The sequence below is a fragment of the Spiroplasma sp. Moj genome, from assembly GCF_016082285.1.
Classification (GTDB): Bacteria; Bacillota_I; Bacilli_A; order Mycoplasmatales; family Mycoplasmataceae; genus Spiroplasma; species Spiroplasma phoeniceum.
The window spans coordinates 1-6,264 of record NZ_MQTY02000058.1; the positions used below are offsets into that span (position 1 = coordinate 1).

Here is a 6,264-nt window from a genome sequence, read left to right on the forward strand (position 1 = left end):
TTTTTCATTTTAATCTCCATTCTAATTTAAAGACTAAATCAGTGGTCTAAAATGTATATGGTTTTCACAAGAAAATATAATAAATTTATTGCTTTATTATATTTTCTAGTTATAATTAATAATGTTAATTTAGTTTAGTGGTGATTTTTATGATTGAAAAAATTAATGTAGCTAAAATTGCAAATTTAGTTCATGCAGCAGTAATTACAGTTCCTGGGGTCGCTGGATTCGCAAAGGTTGATGATACTGAAAATAATGAAGATAATGTGATAATGCTACTTAAAGATTACTCACAGTCAATTAAATTGAGACAAGATGGTCGTAATTTTTATATAGATATCTTTATTATTTTGCTAGAAGGAGTAAATATTAAAGATATTGCCCGAGAAATACAAATTAGGATTAAATATGAATTAGAAAAACTGGATATTTATTCAAACAATATTATGATTTATGTGAATGTAAATATTCAAGACTTATTAATTTAGGTAGGAAATTTATTAAAATGAGATATTTGAATGATGCAAGATTTACAGTTATATCACTTAGGAGAACTAAAAAAGGGAAATTAATTGATGAAAAATGTAAAGGTGATAGAAATGGAATTTAATGCAAAATCTTTTAAAGATTCACTGATCAGCGGTTATAATAATTTATATAATTTTTATCCAGAAATTGATAAATTAAATGTTTTTCCAGTTCCTGATGGCGATACGGGAACAAATATGAATTTAACGATGACTAATGCTGTTAAGGAAATTAATGAACTCAATTCGGAGTCAATTAGTAAGGTTGCTGATGTTTTTGCACGCGGCTTAATTATGGGAGCTCGTGGTAATTCAGGTGTTATTTTGTCACAGATCTTTCGTGGTTTTGCCAATGGTTTAAAAGAATTTGATGAATTAAATTTTGATTCAGTTAAAGCAGGGATTTCACAAGCAAATGAGGTTGCTTATAAAGCGGTAATGAAACCGGTTGAAGGAACAATTTTAACTGTAATTCGTGAAACTGCGGAACATGTTTCAACATTAGAAAAAGAAATTCCTGTTCCAGAGTTATTCCAAAAAATTGTTGATTTTGCAACTGAGTCATTGAATCATACTCCGGAGTTACTGCCAGTTTTAAAAGAAGTTGGTGTTGTTGATTCAGGTGGTTTTGGTTTAGTAAAAATATTTGAAGGCATTACAGAATATTGAAAAACAGGAAAAATTGTGTCACAACGAAAAAAACAGGTTGAAAATACTGGTGAAAATGTTGTTATGGATTTACAAAATGAAGAATTTGGTTATTGTACTGAAGCAATTGTAATGTTAGATCATAAGCATATTAATAAAATTAATTTAATGCAAATTCGCCAAACATTAGAAGATCAAGGTGGAAAATCAATTGTTGCAGTTGTTGATAATGATATTTTAAAAGTTCATGTCCATACTTTACTTCCTGGTTATATTTTAACTTTTTTACAACAACATGGTGAGTTTAAGAATATTAAAATTGAAAATATGAATTTACAAGCAGCCAAACATGTTAAAACAATTAAAATTGATCGGCAATTGAAAAATCCGGCCACTATTATTGCTGTCACACCATCAAATGGCATTGCTAATTTTTTCAAAACTGATTTAAATATTCAATTTACAGTTAATGGTGGAGCATCAATGAATCCATCAACGGATGATTATTTAAGTGCAATTGAAGCAGTTGATGCGGTTGATGTTTTTATTTTACCAAACAATAGTAACGCAATTTTAGCAGCGCAACAAGCAGCAAAAGTTGAACGTAAGTCCAATGTCTATGTTGTGCCAACAACATCAATTCAAGAAGGAATGGTAGCAGCTTTATCATTTGAACCGGGAGAGACACCGAAAAAGATTTATTCAACATTAAAAGCAAGTCTTAAAAATGTGACAAGCTTGTCAATTACTGTTTCAGCAAAAACAACTTCAATTGATGGTGTTAAAATTAACAAAGGAGAATATATGGGAATTATGAATAAAAAAATTATTTGTTCATTTCCAACTTTATCACGAACAATGAAATACTTGTTTGACCGAGCAATTACAAAATCAACAGAAATTGTTACAATTTTTGCTGGTGAAGAAGCAGAAACACGCGATATTAATGCAATTCGAAAATATTTAGATGAAAGTTTTGATGTTGAATATGAATTTATTGATGGTGATCAAACATTATACCCGTTTTTAATTGCTGTAGAATAAATAAAAATAATAGAATGAATTATTTTTTTATTTATTTATCTTGAAATGAATTATGAATATGATAATATAGTAGGGGTTTAGATTTTATGGCACTATAGCCAAGGTGGCTAAGGCATGGGACTGCAACTCCCCGATCGTCGGTTCGAATCCGACTAGTGCCTCCATTTAAATCTGCTCAACATTTAAATACTGCTTTATTTCTTATGCGCCCATAGATCAATTGGATAGATCGTTTGACTACGGATCAAAAGGTTGAGGGTTCGAATCCTTCTGGGCGCGCCATTTATTTAAATGTTATTTTTTTCGGAAAGTAGCTTAGCTTGGTAGAGCACTCGGTTTGGGACCGAGGGGTCGCAGGTTCGAATCCTGTCTTTCCGACCATTTTTTATACTATTTTGGGCCCGTAGCTCAGCTGGGAGAGCACCTGCCTTGCACGCAGGGGGTCGACGGTTCGATCCCGTTCGGGTCCACCATTAACTTTAGTAAAGCAATTAAACTTGATATGGCGGGATAGCTCAGCTGGTTAGAGCGCTCGGCTCATACCCGGGAGGTCAAGAGTTCAAGTCTCTTTCTCGCTACCATGGACCCTTAGCTCAGTTGGTTAGAGCATCCGGCTCATAACCGGATGGTCACTGGTTCAAGTCCAGTAGGGTCCACCATTTATTATTTAGTTGCTTTCCGAGCATTTTTTGGAAGATTACCCAAGTCTGGTTGAAGGGATCGGTCTTGAAAACCGACAGGCGGTGAAAGCCGCGCGGGGGTTCGAATCCCTCATCTTCCGCCATTTTTTTAAAAAAACTTGCAATTAAAAGTTAAGTTATGATAGTATTAAAATTGTGGGGTGGAGCAGTGGTAGCTCGTTGGGCTCATAACCCAAAGGTCGCAGGTTCAAGTCCTGCCCCCGCAACCAATGGTCTTGTAGTGAAGTGGTTATCATGCCTCTCTGTCACAGAGGAGATCGCGGGTTCAAGTCCCGTCAAGACCGCCAATCGTGGTTCAGTAGCTCAGTTGGTAGAGCATTTGATTGAAGCTCAAAGTGTCGGCAGTTCAATTCTGTCCTGAACCACCATTGAATTTAGTTAAAAATAACCCTAGACTCTAAATTAATCGTAGATTAGTTTAGAGTTTTTTATTTTTGTTATATAATTAATAAAGGTGATGGGAATGTTTTCAAGATTGACAAAAGATATAACCTTTTATTTAAAACGTGAAGAGTGAAAGTTTGCGTTAAATGAAGACAATTTTAAATATAAACCACGCTTTGCTTTGTCTTAGACCGTTATCAGAAAAAGATGGGAACTGAGAATTTCCGTAATTTTAAATATTGAATTTTTAAACGTTGAATTTTAAAAAATTTTGCTTATACCCAAGATTTTATTCATCGGTTTTATAAATATCAACGGAAATTAGATTTAGTTCTAACTGGTCGTGAACAAGAGTTTATTTATAATGTTGAAGAAGTTAATTTTACATTATGACGTCCCTTAAAAGTTTTACCAGTGGCATTTGATTTACAATCAAAGGAAAAGTGCCATTTTAAAAATAATGCTGTTAATATTCATCTTTTTACAACCCATAAAGATATTAAGTTTTTTTGTAAGGGTGTTTTATTAATTACTAATAAGCGGTTTATTATTGATGGTTTAGATAAGAATAATAATAAGGAAGTAGTTCAGTTTAATTTAACAGATATTTCAAATGTTGAATTTATTGATATTGGTGTTAAAATTACGGTTGGAAAGCAAACTTATTTGATTCGGGAAAATAATCATATGTTAATTTTAGCATTGCTTTATCGTTGCTTGGGGCATAAGAAAGTTACCTTTGATCTTAAAAAACTACCACTAAATTTTAAGTTTTAAGATAGAAAGATGAGAAAGACAAAATGATTTTAAAAAATGCGAAAATAATTTGTGAAGAAGTAATTTCAAATGGATGAATTGAAATTAAAGATAATAAAATTGTTAAAATTACAGCAGGTCATACTGACCAAAGAGGTTATGATTTACAACAAGCAATTATTATGCCTGGTTTTATTGACTGTCATGTGCATGGTGGATATGGTGAAGATACTGAAAAAGGCACAATTGCTAGTTTTCAAAAATTTGCTCAAGCAGTACCACAAGAAGGAATTACCAAATATTGCCAAGCAATTATTACTGGCAGTGATGATACTTTAACAAAAATTTTAACGGTATATCAAGATTATATGAAAAATTATAATAAGGGCCCGCAAGCACGACAAATTGGTGTCCATTTAGAAGGACCTTTTATTTCCCATAATTTTAAAGGTGCACATGATGAAACATTATTACAAGAACCAAACATTCACCTGTTAGAAAAATGAATAGAAGCTTCAAGTAATAACATTCGGATTGTCACATATGCGCCTGAAGAAGAAAATGGTACTTTTACAAAGTTTTTATTAGAACATCAAATTTTACCATCAATTGGACATTCAAATGCAACATATGATTTAGTCGCAAAACGAGTAGCAATGGGAGTCCACCATGTAACACACTTATATAATGCTATGAGCAAATATGATCATCGTCAGCCTGGTGTTGTTCCTGCTGCATTAAATTTTGATGAAATTTTATGTGAATTAATTAGTGATGGAATTCATATTAATCCAAATATCATTAATTTAACTTATAAAATTAAAGGAGCAAAAGGAATTTGCTTAGTAACTGATGCAATGTTTGCAAAAGGATTACCTGATGATGAATATCAATTTGGGCAATTGCCAGTTGTTAAAATTGGACAACAAGTTGTCATTAAAGGCACAACTACAATTACGGGGTCAGTTGCAACCTATGATTATTGTGTTCGTAATTTTCAGCAGTTTACTAATTGTTCATTCCAAGATTTAGCATTAGTTACTAGCACTAATATTGCTAAACAATTAGGAATTTATTCAACGACTGGTTCAATCGCTGTTGGTAAATTAGCAGATTTAGTTGTGTTAGATGCTGACTTAAAAGTTTTAATGACTTTATGTGAAGGTGAAATTGCTTATTCACAACATCATTTAACACAAAAATAGAAATTTATTTTAATAAATTATAAAACAATAGGGAGGAATAAAAAATGAAATTAATTATTGTTGAAGATAAAAATGCAATTGGGAAAGTTGTTGGACAAATTTTTGTAAATTATGTGCAGCAAAATCCAAAAGTTGTTTTTGGTTTAGCAACTGGTTCATCACCAGAAACAACTTATCAATATATTATTGAAGATTATAAAAAAAATAAGACAGACTGAAGTAAAGTAACAACTTTTAACTTAGATGAATACATTGGTTTAGAACCAAACCACCCACAAAGTTATCGTTACTTTATGAATGAAAAATTATTTAATCACTTAAATATTAATAAAAAGCATATTTATGTACCATTAGGGACAGGTAATTATATTGCTTATGCGAAAGAATATGATAATTTAATTGCAAAATCAGGGGGAATTGACTTACAATTATTAGGTCTTGGTACTAATGGGCATGTTGGTTTTAATGAACCACCAGCAGATTTTAATTCTTTAACAGGTGTTGTTGATTTAGTTCCTTCAACAATTGAAGCTAATGCTCGTTTTTTTACTTCACCAGGTGATGTTCCCCATCAAGCAGTGTCAATGGGCATTAAATCAATTTTAAATGCAAAAAAAATTATTTTAATTGCTAATGGTACAAATAAAGCACATGCGGTTAAGCAACTAGTTGAAGGTGAAATTAGTAACTTATGACCTTGTACAGCTTTGCAAATGCATCAAGATGTTACTGTTGTAGTTGATAAAGCAGCGGCTGGATTATTACAAACACGAGGAATTAATCTTAGTTAAAAATGAATTGAAAGAAAATTTAATAATTTTAACAAAAACCTTTTTTTGTTTAAAGAAATACTTTTTTAGCAGAAGTATAACAATATCAGTGAGAAAAATTGGACCTAGTAATTATTCAAAAGAGTTTTTATTAAAACTTTTTTTGAGTTATACAGTAGACTTCTTGCATAACCTAGTTATTTTAAAATTCGTATAAAATATATTTAAA

At 31.6% G+C, this 6,264-nt stretch carries 5 protein-coding genes and 10 tRNA genes; all 15 read left to right on the plus strand.

What is annotated here, in order from left to right; genetic code table 4:
- The first annotated feature begins 149 nt into the window (after positions 1-149).
- Positions 150-488, plus strand: a complete 339-nt coding sequence (locus BST80_RS03395; RefSeq protein ID WP_400249046.1) for an Asp23/Gls24 family envelope stress response protein — start codon at positions 150-152, stop codon at positions 486-488.
- A gap of 111 nt (positions 489-599) precedes the next feature.
- Complete coding sequence (locus BST80_RS03400) at positions 600-2,219, plus strand: DAK2 domain-containing protein (RefSeq protein ID WP_415745978.1); 1,620 nt, start codon at positions 600-602, stop codon at positions 2,217-2,219.
- Positions 2,220-2,307: 88 nt separating this feature from the next.
- Positions 2,308-2,383, plus strand: a tRNA-Cys gene (locus BST80_RS03405).
- Between the two features lie 41 nt (positions 2,384-2,424).
- A tRNA-Arg gene (locus BST80_RS03410) sits at positions 2,425-2,501 on the plus strand.
- A gap of 22 nt (positions 2,502-2,523) precedes the next feature.
- A tRNA-Pro gene (locus tag BST80_RS03415) sits at positions 2,524-2,600 on the plus strand.
- A gap of 16 nt (positions 2,601-2,616) precedes the next feature.
- A tRNA-Ala gene (locus tag BST80_RS03420) sits at positions 2,617-2,692 on the plus strand.
- 31 nt (positions 2,693-2,723) lie between these two features.
- Positions 2,724-2,800: transfer RNA gene (locus BST80_RS03425), tRNA-Met, on the plus strand.
- A gap of 1 nt (position 2,801) precedes the next feature.
- A tRNA-Ile gene (locus BST80_RS03430) sits at positions 2,802-2,878 on the plus strand.
- 32 nt (positions 2,879-2,910) lie between these two features.
- Positions 2,911-3,003: transfer RNA gene (locus BST80_RS03435), tRNA-Ser, on the plus strand.
- A 51-nt stretch (positions 3,004-3,054) separates the two neighbouring features.
- Positions 3,055-3,129, plus strand: a tRNA-Met gene (locus BST80_RS03440).
- Between the two features lie 2 nt (positions 3,130-3,131).
- Positions 3,132-3,207 (plus strand) — tRNA-Asp (locus BST80_RS03445).
- A 5-nt stretch (positions 3,208-3,212) separates the two neighbouring features.
- Positions 3,213-3,288, plus strand: a tRNA-Phe gene (locus tag BST80_RS03450).
- A 223-nt stretch (positions 3,289-3,511) separates the two neighbouring features.
- Positions 3,512-4,081, plus strand: a complete 570-nt coding sequence (locus BST80_RS03455) for a hypothetical protein (RefSeq protein WP_415745975.1) — start codon at positions 3,512-3,514, stop codon at positions 4,079-4,081.
- A 23-nt stretch (positions 4,082-4,104) separates the two neighbouring features.
- Complete coding sequence (nagA, locus tag BST80_RS03460) at positions 4,105-5,265, plus strand: N-acetylglucosamine-6-phosphate deacetylase (RefSeq protein ID WP_415745976.1); 1,161 nt, start codon at positions 4,105-4,107, stop codon at positions 5,263-5,265.
- Positions 5,266-5,309: 44 nt separating this feature from the next.
- The gene (nagB, locus tag BST80_RS03465) at positions 5,310-6,056 is read left to right on the plus strand and encodes a glucosamine-6-phosphate deaminase (RefSeq protein ID WP_415745977.1); all 747 of its coding nucleotides are present in this window, start codon (positions 5,310-5,312) and stop codon (positions 6,054-6,056) included.
- The last annotated feature ends 208 nt before the right edge of the window (positions 6,057-6,264 follow it).